The sequence below is a fragment of the Luteimonas sp. YGD11-2 genome, assembly GCF_004118975.1.
GTDB classification, from domain to species: Bacteria; Pseudomonadota; Gammaproteobacteria; order Xanthomonadales; family Xanthomonadaceae; genus Luteimonas; species Luteimonas muca.
Genome location: NZ_CP035376.1, coordinates 1,589,180 through 1,605,464 on the forward strand (window position 1 = coordinate 1,589,180; position 16,285 = coordinate 1,605,464).

Genomic DNA, 16,285 nt, shown 5'->3' on the forward strand with positions numbered 1-16,285 from the left:
CGGAGACTTCCATGGCACGTTTCTTCATCGATCGCCCGATCTTCGCCTGGGTCATCGCGATCATCATCATGCTGGCCGGCATCCTGTCGATCACCAGCCTGCCGGTGTCGATGTATCCCACGGTGGCTCCGCCCGCGATCGAGATCAGCGCCACCTACCCCGGCGCCTCGGCGCAGGTGCTCGAGGACTCGGTGACCCAGGTCATCGAGCAGAACATGAAGGGCCTCGACGGGCTGATGTACTTCTCGTCGCAGTCGTCGTCCAACGGCATGGCGACGATCACCCTGACCTTCGAGAGCGGCACCGACCCGGACATCGCCCAGGTGCAGGTGCAGAACAAGCTGCAGCTGGCGATGCCACTGTTGCCGCAGGACGTGCAGCGCCAGGGCGTGAACGTCGCCAAGTCGATGTCGGGCTTCCTGCAGGTGATCGGCTTCGTCTCCGACGACGGCTCGATGGACGAGGTCGACATCGCCGACTACGTGGCCGCCAACGTCGTCGACCCGCTCAGCCGCGTGCCCGGCGTGGGCAACATCCAGGTGTTCGGCGGCAAGTACGCCATGCGCATCTGGCTCGACCCCAACAAGCTGCACACCTACCGGCTGTCGATCCCGGAAGTCACCACCGCGATCCGCGCGCAGAACGCGCAGGTGGCGATCGGTTCGCTGGGCGGCGCGCCGGCCATCGATGGCCAGCAGATCAACGCCACCATCAACGCCCAGGACCGCCTGCAGACGCCGGAGCAGTTCCGCGACATCGTCGTGCGCAGCGATGCCGACGGCTCGGTGCTGCGGCTGGGCGACATCGCCCGTGTGGAAATGGGCACCGAACTCTACGAGTTCACCTCGCGCTACAACGGCGAGCCGGCCACCGGCGTGGCGATCTCGATGTCGACCGGCGCCAACGCGCTCGACACCGCGGCCGGGGTCCGTAGCGCGCTCGACGAGCTGGAACCGTATTTCCCGGCGGGCATGAAGGTGGTGGTGCCGTTCGACACCACGCCGTTCGTGCGGGTGTCGATCAAGAGCGTGGTGACCACGCTGATCGAAGCCATCGTGCTGGTGTTCCTGGTGATGTACCTGTTCCTGCAGAACTTCCGCGCCACCCTGATCCCGACGATCGCGGTGCCGGTGGTGCTGCTGGGCACCTTCGGCGTGCTCGCGGCGCTGGGCTTCTCGGTCAACATGCTGACGATGTTCGCGATGGTGCTGGCGATCGGGCTGCTGGTCGACGACGCCATCGTGGTCGTGGAGAACGTCGAACGCATCATGACCGAGGAGGGCCTGTCGCCACTGGAGGCCACCCGCAAGTCGATGGACCAGATCACCGGCGCGCTGGTCGGTATCGGCGTGGTGCTGTCGGCGGTGTTCGTGCCGATGGCCTTCATGTCGGGCTCGACCGGTGTCATCTACCGGCAGTTCTCGGTGACGATCGTGTCGGCGATGGCGCTGTCGGTGCTGGTGGCGATCGTGCTGACCCCGGCGCTGTGCGCGACCATGCTCAAGCCGCTGAAGAAGGGCGAGCACCACGACAGCGGCGGCGGGCGCATGGCGCGCTTCTTCGCCTGGTTCAACCGCGGCTTCGACGCCACCAGCGGCAGATACCGCCGTGGCGTGCGCGCGATCGTCTCGCGCCCCAGGCGCTGGATGATGGTGTTCGCCGCGATGGTGGTGGTGATGGGCGTGCTGTTCATGCGCCTGCCGACCTCGTTCCTGCCCGACGAGGACCAGGGCGTGCTGATGGCGATGGTGCAGACCCCGGTCGGCGCCACCCAGGAACGCACGATGCGCTCGATCGAGGCGCTGGAGCAGCACTTCCTGCACAACGAGACGGACGCGGTGGAATCGGTGTTCGCGGTGCAGGGCTTCAGCTTCGCGGGCATGGGCCAGAACACCGGCATGGCCTTCGTCAAGCTCAAGGACTGGGACCAGCGCAGCGACGCGTCGCTCAGCGCGTCGGCCGTGGCCGGCCGCGGCATGGGCGCGCTGAGCCGGATCAAGGACGCCTTCATCTTCGTGTTCGCGCCGCCGGCGATGCCGGAACTGGGCGTCGCCGCCGGCTACTCGTTCTTCCTGCAGGACAACGGCGCGCAGGGCCACGAGGCGCTGCTGGATGCACGCAACCAGCTGCTGGGCATGGCGGGGCAGAGCGGGCTGCTGGCCAACGTGCGCCCCAACGGCCAGGAGGACACGCCGCAGCTGCGCATCGATGTCGACGTCGCCCGCGCCGGCGCGCTGGGCCTGACCCAGGACGCCATCAACGCAACGCTCGCCACCGCGTGGGGCGGCCAGTACATCGACGACTTCATCGACCGTGGCCGGGTCAAGCGGGTCTATGTGCAGTCCGATGCGCAGTTCCGCATGACCCCGGAGGACTTCAACCAGTGGTCGGTGAAGAACAGTGCCGGCGAGATGGTGCCGTTCTCCGCGTTCGGCAGCTGGGACTGGGACTACGGTTCGCCGCGCCTGGAGCGCTACAACGGCGTGCCGGCGATGGAGATCCAGGGCGAGGCCGCGCCCGGCGTGTCCTCGGGTGACGCGATGGCCGAGATCGAACGCCTCGCCGCGCAGCTGCCGCCGGGCTTCGCGATCGAGTGGACCGCGCTGTCCTACCAGGAACGCGAGGCCGGTTCGCAGACGCCGCTGCTCTACACCATGTCGCTGCTGATCGTGTTCCTGTGCCTGGCCGCGCTGTACGAGAGCTGGAAGGTGCCGACCTCGGTGCTGCTGGCGGCGCCGATCGGCATCCTCGGTGCGGCGCTGGCGGCGACGGTGTTCGGCCTGGACCGCGACGTCTACTTCCAGGTGGCGATGCTCACCACGGTAGGGCTGGTCAGCAAGAACGCGATCCTGATCGTTGAGTTCGCCAAGCAGAACCTGGAAGCCGGCATGGAGGTGATCGAGGCGACCATGCAGGCGGTGCGCGACCGCCTGCGGCCGATCGTCATGACCTCGCTGGCGTTCGGTCTCGGCGTTACCCCGCTGGCGCTGTCGTCGGGTGCCGGTTCCGGCGCGCAGAACGCGATCGGCACCAGCGTGCTCGGCGGCATGATCGTCGGCACCCTGTTCGGGCTGTTCCTGATCCCGCTGTTCTTCGTGGTGGTGCAGAAGGTGTTCGGCGGCCGGCGCAGGCCGGCGGTGACGGCACCGGCCGTGGCAGGATCGCCGGAGCCGGGCGCCACCGCGCCCTGATGGTTGACGGCTGGCGTGTCCGCGCCAGCCGTCATGGCCCGGGGATGATGTTGTCCACCGCATGCCGTATCACGGAGCACCTGGATGAGCGCAAGACCCAGATCGGAAAAGGCCGAGGCGCGTGCCGAGGCGCAGCGCACGCGCATCCTCGATGCCGCGCAGCACTGCTTCATCGAGCACGGGTTCCACGGCGCGGGCATGGCGCTCATCGCCGAGACCGCGCAGATGAGCGCGGGGCTGATCTACCGCTATTTCGAGAGCAAGAGCGCGATCATCCGCGCGATCGTGGAGGAACAGCTGGAATTGCTGCGCGAGGACATCGCACGCAACACGCATCCGGACTTCCCGACGGTGCTCGCGGAGGAATACGGACGCCCGCACCAGTGCGAAGGCCGCCGCATGAGTGCCTCGCTGCTGCTGGAGATCTCGGCCGAAGCCACCCGCGACCCGCAGATCGCGGCCGCCCTCGACGACTACGACACCACGGTGCGCAATGCGCTGCAGGACTGGCTGACCCGCGCCCGCGAGGCCGGCGGAATGGCGCTTGACGGTGAAGACGCGCGCAGGCGCGCACTGATGCTGCAGTGCCTGATCGAGGGACTGAAGCTGCGCGAGACCCGCGAACCGGGGCTCGACCGCGACCTGCTGATGGCCGCGCTGCAGGACGTGGTGCCGCGGATGCTCGACCGCTGAGCGGCGTGCGGCTGAGCGCGGCGCGACCCGTCATGCCGGCGCACGGCAGGCGCCATGGCTCAGGCGTAGGCGTCGAGCAGCCCCGATCCGCCGTAGCTGATCGCCGATGTCACGGCCGCGCCGGTGGCGGGCTCGTTGCCCGCGCCGTCGGCGGGCGCCGCTGGACGCGTGTCACCGCCGCGATCGTCGCCACCGGACTGCGCGCCGACATCGGCATGTGCGAGGTGGAAGCCGTGCTCGCCGAGCAGGTCACGCAGCCGTGGCAGGCCCTGTTCGAGCGCCTGGCGGGTATCGACATGGGCGCTGAAGAATTCGGCGCTGATGCGGTCGCCATCCAGTTGCAGGCGCACTTCCACCGGCCCGAGGCCGTGCGGCGTGACCTGGATGCGGGCGTGGCCGATCTTCTGTCCGGCCATCCACTGCAGCTGCGCACCGAAGCGGTCGCCGAAGTCCTCGGCATGGACGTCCGCGGGCGGCAGGGGCGTGGCCAGCACGGGCGGCGGCTCGCGCAGTGCGAGCGGCGCGCCGCCGGCCACCGCTGGAAGCGCGAACGCAGGCGGAGCCGGTGCGGCATCGCCTGCGGTCTCGAGTTCGACCGGCAGCGGCATCGCGGCCGCGCCATCGTCGAGGCTGGCGGCAAGCCCCGGTTCCTGCGCAGCGGCCACCGCCAGCGGCTGCGCCGCGGGCGATAGCGCGGTGCTGCTGGCCGCGGGCGCGGCCATCGCGCCGGCGAGGGTCTGAAGTCCGCCGCGCAGAGTGGTGGAAGCCGCCGACTGCGGTTCCGCATCCGCATCGGCAGGCATGACGATGCCGGGCAGGCCGGCGAGGCCTTCCGGCGGCCAGGGCAGGGTGGTCAGGGGCTCCGGCGTGAGCACCAGCGACGGATCCGCGGGAATACCCGGCTGCTCGTCGGCGCCCGGCTCCCGCTCCGCCGGCACCTTCGCTGCGGCGGCCTCCGGCGCTTCACCGTCGGCCGGTGCCGAAGCGGCGTGCAGCGTGCGCGCGAATTCCCCGCCTCCCTTCGCTGGCGACGACCCGGATGCCGATGCCGGCGCCTTTGCCGCGGGCGGCAGCGGCGCCGACAGACCCAGCGGAGTCACGGGCCGGCGCCTTCCGCGGCCAGTGCAGCCAGGCGAACCCGGCGTGCGCCAAGGTCATCGAGTTCGCGCTGCGAGCGGCGCTCGTCGACCACGCGCTCCTGCGCGCGGTAACTCGCCGCAAGCTGTTCGAGCACCTGCTTGTCGCGGCTGGCCAGCAGCAGGCGGCTGCGCTCGACCTCCACGGTCTGGCGGTGGTTGTCGACCGCGCGGCTCTGCTGTTCGACCGCGCTTTCCAGCCGCTCCAGGAACGCGCGGCGGTTGGCCAGCTGCGCGGGGCTGGTGGCGGCGAGCTGGCTCTGGCCGTACTCGGCGGCATAGCGGCGCAGCTCGTCGAGCCGCGACTCGTTCTGTTGCAGCGCCCGCTGGCGATCGGCCAGCACACGGGCGACGGCGTCCTCGTTGTCCTGTGCGCGGTTGAGCAGTGGATCGATGCGTGTGGACGACTTCATGCAGGGGACTCCTCGGTGTGCAGCAGGCTCGCGAGCGCGTCGCGGCTGTGGTTCAGGTCGGCGGCGCGGGCCACGTCCTGGCCCAGGAAGGCCATGATCTCGGGCCAGCGCGCCAGCGCTTCGTCAACCGCCGGATCGCCACCGCGCTGGTAGGCGCCGATGGCGATGAGGTCGCGGTTGGCGTTGTAGGCGGAAACCAGCCGCTTGAGCGCGCGGATGCGCTCGCGCCAGGTCTCGTCGGCGATCTCGGTGACGACGCGGCTGACCGACGACTCCACGTCGATCGCCGGGTACAGGCCGGCGTCGGCAATCCGTCGCGACAGCAGGATGTGGCCGTCGAGGATCGCGCGCGCGGCATCGGCGATCGGATCCTGTGGATCGTCGCCTTCGGTGAGCACGGTGTAGAACGCGGTGATGGAGCCGCGGCCCTTGGCGCCGTTGCCGGCCCGTTCGACCAGCGCCGGCAACTTGGCGAACACCGACGGCGGGTAGCCGCGGGTGGTCGGCGGCTCGCCGACCGACAGGCCGATCTCGCGCTGCGCCTGCGCGAAGCGGGTCAGCGAATCCATCAGCAGCAGCACGTTGAGGCCCTGGTCGCGGAACCACTCGGCGATCGCGGTGGCGCGGTAGGCACCATGCAGGCGCGCCAGCGGCGGCCGGTCGGCGGGTGCCGCAACGACCACCGCGCGACGCAGGCCTTCCTCGCCCAGGGTGCTCTCGACGAAGTCGCGCACTTCGCGGCCGCGCTCACCGATCAGCCCGACCACGATGACGTCGGCGGCGGTGTAGCGGGTCATCATCCCGAGCAGGGTGGACTTGCCGACGCCGGAGCCCGCGAACAGACCCACGCGCTGGCCGCGGCCGATCGGCAGCAGCGCATTGATCGCGCGCACGCCGACATCCAGCGGCTGGGTGATCGGCTCGCGCGCGAGCGGATTGATGGCGACGCCGGCCATGCCGACGCTGCCCTCGGCGCGGATGGGGCCCTTGCCGTCGAGCGGAATGCCGTCGCTGTCGATGACGCGCCCCAACAGGCCTTCGCCGACCTCGACGCCGCCGCGGCGATGCAGCGGCACCACGCGGGCGTTGGGCAGCAGGCCATGCAGTTCGGCGCTGGGCATCAGCGAGGTGCGGTCGCCGGCAAAGCCGACCACTTCGGCCTCCACCCAGCCGCCGTCGACTTCGACCCGGCAGGTGGCGCCCATCGGCGCCGCGCAGCCGACCGCCTCCACGGTCAGGCCGATCGCCCGGCGCAGGATGCCCTCGCGGATCAGGCCACGGCCCGCGGCGGGGTCGGGGCCGGTGGCGGCCAGCCGTGCCGCCAGGCGCAGGTTGCGCGCGCCCAGCCAGCCGGCAGGATCGGCCGGCAGCGCGGCATCGCGCAGGCGGGCGTCGTCCAGGGCAGAGCCCGCGCCGCTCATGCGCGCGCCCCGGCACGACGCAGCACCGTATCGAGCGCGCCGCGCAGGCGTGCGTCGAGGCTGCCGTCGATGCGCACGCTTTCGGCGTGCACGCGCAGGTCGCCCCGCGCCAGCGCATGGTCGGCCACCAGCCGCGTGGCCGGTGCCAGTGACAGCAGCGGGGTCAGCGCGGCGATGTCGTCGGGATGCAGGCGCACCTCCACCTCGCGCGCCGCGCCGCCCACCGCATCCACGGCCTCGGCGACGAGGTCGGCGAGCAGCCCCGGGTCGGCCTCGTACACGCGCCCGACCAGTCCGCCGGCCACGCGCACGGCGAGGTCGCCAAGCGCCGCCACCACCTCGTTCTCGAGGCGGGCGAGGGGACGCGAGAAGTTGTCGAGGATGCCCTCGATCTGCGCGGTCAGCCGGCGAATCTCCGCCTGGCCCTGGGCGAACCCTTCGGCGTGGCCGGCCGCATAGCCTTCGTCGTGGCCTTCGCGATGGGCGTCGTCGCGGATGCGCTGGATCTCCTCCAGCGACGGCGGGCGCGGTAGCTCGACCGGCTCCTCGACCTGTAGGGCCGCGGTCGTGGTTTCCGCATCCATCGACGGCGCCAGCCAGCGCACCACCGCGTTCATACCATCTCCTCGGTGGCACCACCGCCAAGGGTGACCGCGCCCTCATCGGCAAGCCTGCGCACCACCGCGAGGATCTCCTTCTGCGCGGTCTCGACATCCGACAGCCGCACGGGCCCGCGCGCTTCCATGTCCTCGAGCAGGATCTCGGCGGCACGCTGCGACATGTTGCGGGTGATCTTCTCGCGCACCTTGGGGTCGGCGCCGCGCAGGGCGACGCCCAGGCGCTCGCCGGACACCTCGCGCAGCACGGTCTGCAGCTCGCGGTCCTCGAGGTCGATGAGGTCGTCGAACACGAACATGAGGTCCTGGATGCGCTGGCCCAGCTGGGCGTCGACCTTGCGGATCGCCACCAGCAGATTCTGGTCCTGGCCGGTGTCCATGTAGTTGAGGATGTTGGCGGCCACCTTCACCCCGCCCACCGCCGAGGACTTGAGGTTCTGGTTGCCGGCGAACTGCCGCTCCATGATCTCGTTGAGCTCGTTGAGCGCATTCGGCGGGATGCCGTCGAGGGTGGCGATGCGCAGCAGCACGTCGGCGCGGGTGCGCTCGGGCATCAGCTTCAGGGTGTCGGCGGCCTGGTCGGGATCGAGGTGCGACAGCACGATGGCGATGATCTGCGGGTGCTCGTTGCGCACCAGGTCGGCGATCGCGCGCGGGTCCATCCACTTCAGGGTGTCGAGACCGGTGGTGTTGCGGCCGAGCAGGATGCGGTCGATCAGGCTGCCGGCCTTGTCGGCACCCAGCGCCTGCACCAGCACCGCGCGGATGTAGTCGTCGGCGCCCACGCCCAGCGAGGTCTGGCGGTCGAGTGCGCCCTGGAAGTCGTCCATCACCTTGCCGACCTGTTCGCGGCTGACCGCGCCCACCGTCGCCATTGCCAGGCCGAGCTTCTGCACTTCCTTGGCGTCCATGTGCTTGAGCACCTCGGCCGCGTCCTCCTCGCCCAGCGACAGCAGCAGCACCGCTGCGCGCTGCACGCCGGTGAGGGACTCGCTGTTAAACGGCTGTTTCATCGCCCAACCACCCCTTCACGACCTGTGCCACGCGCTTGGAATCGGTACGGACGGCCTCGCGCGCATGGCGCAGGCGGTCCTCATAGGCATTGGACGGCAGCGCGATCGGTGCGCGCTCGCCGGCGCTGCCGATCTGTGCGGTGTCGTCGGCCAGCGGCAGCAGTTCGTCCTCCACCAGCCGCACTTCGGCGGTCTGCGGCTCCGGCTTGCGGCGCGGCGCCGGATCGTTGATCTGGCGGATCGCCGGGCGCACCACGCCGAACAGCAGCGCCAGCACCACGATCGCGCCGAGCAGCAGCCGCAGGCCATCGCGCAGCTGCGGCATCTGCCACCACGGCGTGCCGCCACCGGCATCCCCGGCCTGTTCGCGCACGAACGGGGCATTCATCACCGAGACCACGTCACCGCGCGCTTCGTCGAAGCCCACCGCCTGGCGCACCAGCGCTTCCACGCGCTGCAGTTCGGCCGCGGTCAGCGGCTGCAGGGTGGTCGTGCCTTCCGCACCCGGGCGGGGCACGTGGTCGACCAGCACCGCGGTGGTGACGCGGCGGATCCGGCCGGGCGGCTGGCGGGTATGGCTCAGCGTGCGGTCGAGCTCGTAGTTGCGGGTGGCGCTGCGCGAGGACTCGGTGGGGTTGCCGCCGGTCGCGGCCGCCACCGCGGCGTCCACCGCGTCCGGGTCCTCGACGGTCTCGGGCAGGTTGCTGGTGGCGCCGGGGATGCCCTGCGCGCCGGCGGTGGCCGCGCTGTTCTCGCTGACCTGTTCGCTGCGCAGCTTCGGCGGCTCGGCGTTGAACTGCTCGCGGGCTTCCTCGATCGCGGAGAAGTCCATGTCCACGGTGACCTCGGCATTGACGCGGCCGGCGCCGGTCATCGGCTCGAGCAGCTCGCGGATGCGCTGGTTGAACGAGGTTTCCTGGCGGCGCACCTGCTCGAACTGCAGCGTGCTCAGTGCCGCGGCGGCGTCCTGGCGGTCGTTGCTGAGCATGCGGCCGTTCTGGTCGACCACGGTCACGCGCTCGGGCGCGAGGTCGGGAATGCTGGACGCGACCAGATGCACGATCGCATCCACCTGGCCGCGCTCGAGCTCGGCGCCACCGCGCAGTTCCAGCACCACCGAGGCACTCGCGGCCTCGCGCTGGCGGGTGAACGCGCTGGGCTTGGGAATGGCCAGGTGCACGCGGGCGTCGCGCACCGGGCGCAGCGCGCTGATGGTGCGCACCAGTTCGGTTTCCAGCGCGTGCTGGTAGCGCGCGGTCTCGACGAACTGGCTGACGCCGAAGCCTGGGTCGCGCTCCATCATCTCGAAGCCCAGGCGCCCGGATTCGGTGAGCCCGGAACCGGCAAGCTTCAGCCGCGCGTCGTGTACGTTCTGCTCGGGCACCGAGATCGCGCCGGTGGACTGGTCGATGCGGAACGGGATCTGCGCGGTACGCAGCAGGTCGGTGGCCTCGGCGGTGGCCTTGGCGTCGAGCCCGGCATACAGCGGCACGTAGCCCGGCTTCTGCGACCAGAAGAACACGATCAGCCCCAGCGCCACGGCGCCGGCCAGCAGCAGCATCTTCCCCAGCCGCCGCGCCAGCTGCATTTTCTCGAGCCGATCGAACACCTCGACCGCCTTTTCGCCGGCCTTGTCCGCGCGGAGCGCTTCTCTCGACAACGTGATCGCCATGGTGTCCGGTGGTCCCCTGGAGCTGTTCGGGCCGCGTTACAGCGGCATGTTCATGACGTCCTGGTACGCCTGCACCAGCCGGTTGCGCACTTCCACGGTGGCGCGGAAGGCGACCTGCGACTGCTGCGCGGCGACCATCACCTTGGCGAGGTCCGCGCCGGGCTCACCCAGTTCGAACGCCCGCACCAGTTCACCGCTGCGCTGCTGCGCGCCGTTCACGCCTTCCAGCGCGCTGCGCAGGGTGGCGCCGAAGCTCGGCGTGGTCGCGGTGGCACCGCCGACGCCGCCGATCCCGCCCTGCAGCCCGCCGGGTGCGGGGATCGCATCCGACCGCGGCACATCGGCGCCCACGGTCTGGCGCACCTGGCCCTGGTAGCTGCGGATCTGCGAGAGGACGGAATCGATCGAATGGCTCATCGACATGCGGCTGGCGGGAGTCCCCGTTCACCATGCAAGCCGCGTGCCGCAATGGGTGCCGCTCACTGGATCGTGGCTGATGACAGGTCGCCGCCGCGCGCCATCGAATGGATATGCGCCCGCCGCGACCCTTCTCCCGCCTGCGGGAGAAGGTGCCCCGAAGGGGCGGATGAGGGACTCAGGCCGCCAGGTCGCGCTCGATGCCGTACTTGCGCAGCTTCTCGGCCAGCGTGGTGCGGCGCAGGCCCAGCAGCTGCGCGGCATGCGCCACCACGCCCTCGCTGCGCTCCAGCGCCTCGCGGATCAGCCGCAGTTCGATCTGCGCCATGTGGTCGCGCAGGTCCAGGCCGTCCTCGGGCAGATGGGTTTCGTTGGCAGTTTCCAGGACCACGGCCGTGGCCGTGGTGCGGGGCGATACGTCGCCCGCCGGCGCGCGCATCGGCGCGACGGGCGAGGGCGCGGCCGCGGGCTGGGCCAGGTGTTCGCGGTAGCGCTGCGGCAGGTCCTGCACACGCACCAACCCACCCGGGTTGAGCACCGCCAGGCGTTCGACCAGGTTGCTCAGTTCGCGCACGTTGCCCGGCCAGGCGTAGCCGGCCAGCGCATCCAGGGTCTCGGCGGCGAAGCGGATCTCGCCACGGCCGTTGCGGGCAAGCTGGTCAGCAATGGTGCGCACCAGTTCCTGCAGGTCGTCGCGGCGTTCGCGCAGCGCCGGCATCTCGATCGGGAACACGTTGAGGCGGTAGAACAGGTCCTCACGGAAGTGCCCTTCGCCGATGCGGTCCTCGAGGTTGCGATGGGTGGCCGCGATGACGCGCACGTCGCACTTGATGGTCTGGTTGCCGCCGACGCGCTCGAAGCAGCGTTCCTGCAGCACGCGCAGCAGCTTGACCTGCATCGGCAGGCTCATGTCGCCGATCTCGTCGAGCAGCAGGGTGCCGCCCTCGGCCATCTCGAAGCGGCCCTTGCGCGCCGACAGCGCACCGGTGAACGCCCCCTTCTCGTGGCCGAACAGTTCGCTTTCCAGCAGTTCCGGCGGGATCGCGCCGCAGTTGATGGCCACGAACGGCCCGTCTCGACGGGTCGAGCGGTGATGGATGGCGCGCGCCGCCACCTCCTTGCCGGTGCCGGACTCGCCGAGGATCAGCACCGTGGTATCGAACGGCGCCACCTGGTCGATCAGCCGGCGCAGCCGCTGCACGGACTCGCTGGTACCGGTCGGGCCACCGCCCTGGTCGGCCGCGGCCTGGGCATCGGCATCGATGCGCTTGAGGCTGGCCATGCGCAGCAGGTTCTCGAGCTGGGCGTGGCGCAGCGGTGCCTCCAGCGCCCACACGCCGGCCTCGTGCAGCCCGTGCGCCGCCGCGAAGGCGGCCGGCTCGGCATCCAGCAGCAGCACCGGCGGCGGCACGCTGGCCTGCGCCAGCCAGGCGAAAAAGGCGCGCGCGGCGTCGGCGTCATCCAGGTCGCCGACCAGCACCGCCATCCAGTCGTTTTGACGGTGGCGTGCGGGCGCGATCTCGCCGGGCTCCGACACCCAGCGCGGGCGCAGGTCCATGAACTCCAGCAGCGTGCACAGGCGCTCGGCGCGGTCGCCGTTGGCGTCGATCACCAGGATGCGGGGCTCACTCATGACACGTCTCCGGCACCGGATTCCGGTGCGTGCAGCGATTCCAGGATCTGCATGACTTCCTGGATGTAGGACAGCTTGCTGACGAAGTTGTCGGCGCCGGCACGGGTGGCGTGCTCGCGGTGCTCGGCATCGTCGAAATGGCTGGCGATGACGATGTAGGGCGGATCGTCCTGGGCCTTGATCAGGCGCGCGGCCTGCAGGCCACCCATCTCCGGCATCGCCAGATCCATCAGCACCACGTCGGGGCGAAGTGCCTCGGAACGCTCGATCGCCTCCAGGCCATTGGCCGCGGTGCCGATCACCTGCAGCCAGTCGACCTTGCGGAAGTGGCGCAGCGCCGCGTTGATGAAACCCTCGTGGTCGTCGACCAGCAGGACCTTGATCGTGTCCATGATGTGGATCCTCAGCCCGTCCGGGCCAGCAGGGAACGTGGGCGCGCGTTGCGGCGCGCGCGGGCCGGTGCAATGTCGAGCTGCTCGCGGTACTTGGCCACGGTGCGGCGTGCGATGTGTACGCCCTGGCGGGCGAGCAGGGCGGCGATCGCTTCGTCTGCCAGCGGGCGCTGCGGCGGCTCGGCATCGATCAGGCGCTTGACCATGGCCCGGACCGCGGCCCCGGACACATTGGCGCCATCCAGCCGCACCGCGAAGAAGCGCTTCATCTCGATGGTGCCGCGCGGCGTCTGCAGGTACTTGCCGGTGGTGATGCGCGAGACCGTGGATTCGTGCATGCCGATGGCATCGGCCACTTCCTTCAGCGTCAACGGCGCCATCGCTTCCTCGCCCTGCTCGAGGAACGCGGCCTGGCGCTCGACGATCACCCGCGCGGTGCGCAACAGAGTGTCGTAGCGCATCGACAGGCCGCGGGTGAACCAGCGCGCTTCCTGCAGCAGCTCGCGCATCGGCGCGGTGGCGGCACCACCTTCGCCTTCGGCCACGGCGCGTTCGTAGCCGGCATTGATCGACACCCGCGGGGTGGAGCGCGGGTTCAGCGCCACCCGCCAGCCGGCATCGGCCTTCCACACCACCACGTCGGGCACCACGGCCTGGTCGACCTCCGGCGCTCCGGCCTCACCCGGCTTCGGATCGAGCGACAGCACCAGGCGCACCGCCTCGTGGGCATCGGCTTGCTCGCAGCCGAGTCGGCGCGCGACAGCACCAATGTCGTGCGCGGCCAGCGCATCGAGCGCATCACGGATCAGGCGTGCGGCCAGCGGGCGGGCAGCGACGCGACCGGGCAGGGCGTCCAGCTGCGCCAGCAGGCATTCGCGCAGGTCGCAGGCGGCGACGCCGGCGGGGTCACCGGCGAGCAGGCGCTGGCGTACGGCCTCGATCTCGCCGGCGCGGCGGTCGAACAGCGCGCAGGCGCGCCGGATCAGGGCATCGAGCGGGGCGGTCAGGTAGCCGGCGTCGTCGCAGTTCTCCAGCCAGTACGCGGCCACCGCGAGATCGTGGGCGTCGAGCTCATGCGCCAGCCGCTGCAGGATGCGCAGCTGCGGATCGCTGGACTCACCCGCGGCGATGCGCTGCATGCCGTCGTCGTCGGCATCGTTCCAGCTGGCGCCGCGCACGTCCCACAGCGAGGCTTCCGGCAGTTCGTCGAACGAGGCGACCTCGGCCTGCGCGTCGGCGGGTTCTGGCATCGCGCTTGCAACGGGTTCCTCGTCGAGCTCCAGCAGCGGGTTGTGCTCGAGCGTCCGGCGGATCTCCAGCTCCAGCTGCAGGCCGTCGAGCTGCAGCAGGCGGATCGACTGCAGCAGCTGCGGGGTCATGTGCAGCTGCTGGCCGAGCTGCATCGAGGTGGTGGCACTGGCCTTCATGGCGACTCCGGAAACCCGCTTCATCGTGGGCGTGGAGACATCGTGAAGGCGCCGCGACGGGATCTGTATCAGGAAGAACCCGGGCCTGCCCGGTGATCGACCGACACCCGTGGGGGATTCCCTTACGACCTTTCCGCCGGGGCCGGCGGAATTCCGACGGCAGTCACATCTTTACGTGCGGGTCGGGCTTGCCGTCATCCCCGCGCAGGCCGGGATCCAAGGACGGGGCACTCGTCATGCCAACCCGGGCCACCCGGATGACGGGCCCGAACCGGCCGCAGGTCCCCGTTACACCACTTCCTGCAGGTGCCGCGCCGCCAGCACCACCAGCTCGTTGGCGCGCCGGCATCCCAGCGCTTCCATCATCCGCGCGCGGTGGGTTTCCACCGTCTTCACGCTGATGCCGAGCTCGGCGCCGATCTCCTTGTTGCCCAGGCCGCGGCCGATCATGCCGAGGATCTGCCGCTGGCGCGGGGACAGCGCATCCACGCCCACCGCCTTCTCGCGACCGAACATCGGCGCCATCATCCGCGACGACAGCCGCGGGCTCAGGAACACCTGGCCCGACATCGCCGTACGCAGCGCGAGTTCCAGTTCCAGCGGCGCGGCATCCTTGACGATGAAACCGCAGGCGCCGCGCTCGATCGCCGTGCGCACATGCTGCGAATCGTCGTGCATCGACATGATCAGCACCCGCGTGGCGGGCAGCTCGTTGCGGATGGCCACCATCGCCTCGATGCCGCTGCGGCCGGGCAGCGACAGGTCCATCAGCACCACGTCGGGGCGATGGATCAGGCTGAGGTCGAAGGCCTCGTCGGCGCGGCTGGCCTCGCCGCAGACATCGACATCGCCGAAGCCCTGCAGCAGGCGGGCAAGCCCGGCGCGGACGAGGGTGTGGTCATCGACGATCAGTACGCGCACCGGCCGGTGTCTCCCGCGGCCCCCTGGCCGTGTTGCCGGCCAAGGATACGCGACCGTGCGGTTCAGCGCCGGCGCTGCTCGGCGATCTGGCGGCGGTGCAGGCGGAACAGGTGGCGGTCGAGTGCTTCCACGAGGTCGGGGCGCAGCTCGCCGAAGGCCAGCCACACCCGGCTGCCCGAAACCTCCAGCACCGTGGCCGGCAATTCCAGATGGTCGGGCAGCCAGTCGGCCGGCTGCAGCCGCACCAGCACCGACGCGCGGGTCTGCAGCGCCGGGGCTTCGGCGAAATCGATGCGCAGGCCGCGCCGCGACCAGCGCAGGTCGTGTTCCGGCATGCCGTCGACCTGGCGCGCCAGGCGGCCGAGCAGGGCGAGGATGAGGTCGAGCTTGGCGTCCATGCGCTGGGCCAGCAGCGGCAGGTCGCCGTGCTCCTCGCCGCCATCGTCCTTGCGCAGGTCTTCCACCTGGGCCAGGCCGGACAGCAGCGTCACCGCCTGCGCCTGGCGGCCGGCACTGTCGGAGGCGGCGATGGACACGGGCAGGGCGAGTTCGCAGCTCAACGCTTCGGCGAACAGCATGTGTTCGGCGCTGGTGCCGCCGGGCGCGCCGGTGGATGTCACAGCGCGACCCCGACCGAGGCGTAGGCACGCGAGGCATGGCCGGCACGCTGGGCGTCACGGGCTTCGCGGCCCAGCGACTCGCGCAGTTCGTGCATCGTCGTCAAAAGTTCGTTCTGCATCCGCAGCAGGGTACGCAGCCCGTCCATCGGAACCGTGTTGCCGGCGCGCTCGATGTAGTCGCGCAGTTCGCGGTCATAGCTGGACATGATGGTCTGTGCGCGATCGAGATCGCGGCAGTCCAGCGCCGCCTCGAGGGAAGCCAGTTCCGACGCCAGCTGTTGCAGGGGTGGCAGGCTCATGCGGTGGCACTCGCAGGTACGCCGCCGACCACCGCCGGACGGATGGCGTTCCACGCGGTCTCGATCTCGCCGAGCAGGGACAGGCACTCCCGAAGCGCTTCGGCATCGTTGTTGAGGTTCGCTTCGGTCAGCCGACGCACGACATAGTCGTACAGCGACGAGAGATTGCCTGCGACCTCGCCGCCAGCCTCATGGTCGAGCGAACCGTTGAGGTGCCCGACGATGGCGCAGGCTTCGCCGATCGCCTTGCCCTTGCGCGCGGGGTCGCCACGCTCCAGGCAGGCTTCGGCGAGACGGACGCGCTCGCAGGCGCCACTCAACAGCAGTGACACGAGCTTGTGCGGATCGGCGTCCATCACCGCGCCCTCGAGCTGGCTCTGGCGGTACTGCTGGGCATAGTGGCGATGCATCATCGGGAGT

The 16,285-nt window shown here is 70.5% G+C and carries 16 protein-coding genes; 2 read left to right on the forward strand and 14 right to left on the reverse strand.

What is annotated here, in order from left to right:
• The first annotated feature begins 11 nt into the window (after positions 1–11).
• Together ERL55_RS07230 and ERL55_RS07235 are read left to right on the forward strand one after the other, a co-directional pair.
• Positions 12–3,191, forward strand: a complete 3,180-nt coding sequence (locus ERL55_RS07230; protein WP_129135829.1) for an efflux RND transporter permease subunit — start codon at positions 12–14, stop codon at positions 3,189–3,191.
• A gap of 84 nt (positions 3,192–3,275) precedes the next feature.
• Positions 3,276–3,884, forward strand: a complete 609-nt coding sequence (locus tag ERL55_RS07235) for a TetR/AcrR family transcriptional regulator (RefSeq protein WP_129135830.1) — start codon at positions 3,276–3,278, stop codon at positions 3,882–3,884.
• Between the two features lie 59 nt (positions 3,885–3,943).
• On the opposite strand, the gene ERL55_RS07240 is transcribed toward ERL55_RS07235, so the two are convergent.
• The 14 genes from ERL55_RS07240 to fliS form a co-directional block, all read right to left on the reverse strand.
• Positions 3,944–4,984 carry a flagellar hook-length control protein FliK gene (locus ERL55_RS07240; protein ID WP_241685867.1) on the reverse strand — a complete coding sequence of 347 codons (1,041 nt, stop codon included), beginning with the start codon at positions 4,982–4,984 and terminating at the stop codon, positions 3,944–3,946.
• Positions 4,981–5,433: a flagellar export protein FliJ gene (fliJ, locus tag ERL55_RS07245; protein WP_129135831.1), complete on the reverse strand. Its 453-nt coding sequence runs from the start codon at positions 5,431–5,433 to the stop codon at positions 4,981–4,983. Before fliJ ends, ERL55_RS07240 begins: the two co-directional genes overlap by 4 nt.
• Positions 5,430–6,854: a FliI/YscN family ATPase gene (locus ERL55_RS07250; RefSeq protein WP_129135832.1), complete on the reverse strand. Its 1,425-nt coding sequence runs from the start codon at positions 6,852–6,854 to the stop codon at positions 5,430–5,432. The genes fliJ and ERL55_RS07250 overlap by 4 nt, the downstream gene beginning before the upstream one ends.
• Complete coding sequence (locus ERL55_RS07255; protein WP_129135833.1) at positions 6,851–7,471, reverse strand: FliH/SctL family protein; 621 nt, start codon at positions 7,469–7,471, stop codon at positions 6,851–6,853. Before ERL55_RS07255 ends, ERL55_RS07250 begins: the two co-directional genes overlap by 4 nt.
• Entirely contained in the window at positions 7,468–8,484 is a 1,017-nt protein-coding gene (gene fliG / locus ERL55_RS07260) for a flagellar motor switch protein FliG (protein ID WP_129135834.1), read from the reverse strand. Before fliG ends, ERL55_RS07255 begins: the two co-directional genes overlap by 4 nt.
• The gene (gene fliF / locus ERL55_RS07265; RefSeq protein WP_129135835.1) at positions 8,468–10,156 is read right to left on the reverse strand and encodes a flagellar basal-body MS-ring/collar protein FliF; all 1,689 of its coding nucleotides are present in this window, start codon (positions 10,154–10,156) and stop codon (positions 8,468–8,470) included. The genes fliG and fliF overlap by 17 nt, the downstream gene beginning before the upstream one ends.
• A gap of 36 nt (positions 10,157–10,192) precedes the next feature.
• Positions 10,193–10,573: a flagellar hook-basal body complex protein FliE gene (gene fliE, locus ERL55_RS07270; protein ID WP_129135836.1), complete on the reverse strand. Its 381-nt coding sequence runs from the start codon at positions 10,571–10,573 to the stop codon at positions 10,193–10,195.
• Positions 10,574–10,751: 178 nt separating this feature from the next.
• A complete protein-coding gene (locus tag ERL55_RS07275; protein ID WP_129135837.1) occupies positions 10,752–12,206 on the reverse strand; it encodes a sigma-54 dependent transcriptional regulator in 1,455 nt (484 codons plus the stop codon).
• Positions 12,203–12,598, reverse strand: coding sequence for a response regulator transcription factor (locus ERL55_RS07280; protein ID WP_129135838.1), 396 nt, complete (start codon positions 12,596–12,598; stop codon positions 12,203–12,205). Before ERL55_RS07280 ends, ERL55_RS07275 begins: the two co-directional genes overlap by 4 nt.
• A gap of 11 nt (positions 12,599–12,609) precedes the next feature.
• Positions 12,610–14,025, reverse strand: a complete 1,416-nt coding sequence (rpoN, locus tag ERL55_RS07285) for an RNA polymerase factor sigma-54 (protein WP_129135839.1) — start codon at positions 14,023–14,025, stop codon at positions 12,610–12,612.
• Positions 14,026–14,313: 288 nt separating this feature from the next.
• Complete coding sequence (locus ERL55_RS07290) at positions 14,314–14,946, reverse strand: response regulator transcription factor (RefSeq protein WP_129135840.1); 633 nt, start codon at positions 14,944–14,946, stop codon at positions 14,314–14,316.
• 62 nt (positions 14,947–15,008) lie between these two features.
• Positions 15,009–15,524: a PilZ domain-containing protein gene (locus ERL55_RS07295; protein ID WP_129137256.1), complete on the reverse strand. Its 516-nt coding sequence runs from the start codon at positions 15,522–15,524 to the stop codon at positions 15,009–15,011.
• A gap of 38 nt (positions 15,525–15,562) precedes the next feature.
• Complete coding sequence (locus ERL55_RS07300) at positions 15,563–15,865, reverse strand: hypothetical protein (RefSeq protein WP_129135841.1); 303 nt, start codon at positions 15,863–15,865, stop codon at positions 15,563–15,565.
• On the reverse strand, positions 15,862–16,278 hold the full coding sequence (gene fliS, locus ERL55_RS07305; protein WP_129135842.1) for a flagellar export chaperone FliS: 417 nt from the start codon (positions 16,276–16,278) through the stop codon (positions 15,862–15,864). The genes ERL55_RS07300 and fliS overlap by 4 nt, the downstream gene beginning before the upstream one ends.
• Positions 16,279–16,285 lie beyond the last annotated feature (7 nt).

Coding starts and splice junctions, on each gene's coding strand:
- ERL55_RS07300 (WP_129135841.1), bottom strand. CDS start 15,865: ATGAGCCTGCCACCCCTGCAACAGCTGGCGTCGGAACTGGCTTCCCTC.
- ERL55_RS07250 (WP_129135832.1), bottom strand. CDS start 6,854: ATGAGCGGCGCGGGCTCTGCCCTGGACGACGCCCGCCTGCGCGATGCC.
- fliG (WP_129135834.1), bottom strand. CDS start 8,484: ATGAAACAGCCGTTTAACAGCGAGTCCCTCACCGGCGTGCAGCGCGCA.
- ERL55_RS07280 (WP_129135838.1), bottom strand. CDS start 12,598: ATGGACACGATCAAGGTCCTGCTGGTCGACGACCACGAGGGTTTCATC.
- ERL55_RS07255 (WP_129135833.1), bottom strand. CDS start 7,471: ATGAACGCGGTGGTGCGCTGGCTGGCGCCGTCGATGGATGCGGAAACC.
- fliF (WP_129135835.1), bottom strand. CDS start 10,156: ATGGCGATCACGTTGTCGAGAGAAGCGCTCCGCGCGGACAAGGCCGGC.
- fliJ (WP_129135831.1), bottom strand. CDS start 5,433: ATGAAGTCGTCCACACGCATCGATCCACTGCTCAACCGCGCACAGGAC.
- ERL55_RS07230 (WP_129135829.1), top strand. CDS start 12: ATGGCACGTTTCTTCATCGATCGCCCGATCTTCGCCTGGGTCATCGCG.
- fliE (WP_129135836.1), bottom strand. CDS start 10,573: ATGAGCCATTCGATCGATTCCGTCCTCTCGCAGATCCGCAGCTACCAG.
- rpoN (WP_129135839.1), bottom strand. CDS start 14,025: ATGAAGGCCAGTGCCACCACCTCGATGCAGCTCGGCCAGCAGCTGCAC.
- fliS (WP_129135842.1), bottom strand. CDS start 16,278: ATGATGCATCGCCACTATGCCCAGCAGTACCGCCAGAGCCAGCTCGAG.
- ERL55_RS07275 (WP_129135837.1), bottom strand. CDS start 12,206: ATGAGTGAGCCCCGCATCCTGGTGATCGACGCCAACGGCGACCGCGCC.
- ERL55_RS07295 (WP_129137256.1), bottom strand. CDS start 15,524: ATGCTGTTCGCCGAAGCGTTGAGCTGCGAACTCGCCCTGCCCGTGTCC.
- ERL55_RS07235 (WP_129135830.1), top strand. CDS start 3,276: ATGAGCGCAAGACCCAGATCGGAAAAGGCCGAGGCGCGTGCCGAGGCG.